Consider the following 551-nt stretch of genomic DNA (forward strand, 5'->3'; position numbering starts at 1 on the left):
CGATCGAGCTTCTCGACTATGCCGGTGTCGCCGTCTTCGCGGCGACGGGTGCGCTTGCCGCCTCGCGCAAGCAGCTCGACATTATCGGTTTTCTGTTCCTGGCCAGCGTCACCGGCATCGGCGGCGGCACGTTTCGCGACGTCATCCTCACTTTGCCGGTGTTCTGGGTCGCCAACCGCGATTATGTGCTGATCTGCGCAGTGGTTGCCGTGCTGGTCTTCTTTAGCGCCCACCGTGTCGAATCCCGCTACAAATTGCTGCTCTGGCTCGATGCCGTCGGCCTCGCCGCGTTCTCGGTGATGGGCGCCGCCAAGGGCTTGGCCATCACCGGTTCGCCTGTTGTGTCGGTCATCACCGGCATGCTCACAGCCACCTTCGGCGGCATTCTTAGGGATATCCTGGCCGGCGAGCCATCGGTGCTGCTGAGACCCGAGATCTATGTCAGTGCGGCGCTTGCCGGTGCTGCGCTGTTTACGCTTGGCGATCTCGCCGGGCTGCCACCACTCGCCTCAGGCCTCGCCGGCTTTGCCGCGGCTTTCCTGGTGCGCGGC

1 protein-coding gene is annotated in these 551 nt (G+C 64.4%); it reads left to right on the plus strand.

Annotated elements, in window-relative coordinates:
• Window positions 1-2 precede the first annotated feature (2 nt).
• Window positions 3-551, plus strand: a 549-nt coding sequence (locus tag AC1DX0_RS36940; RefSeq protein WP_477359625.1) for a trimeric intracellular cation channel family protein, incomplete at its 3' end; no start/stop codon positions are given.

The sequence above is a fragment of the Mesorhizobium sp. P3_A9 genome, assembly GCF_056402975.1.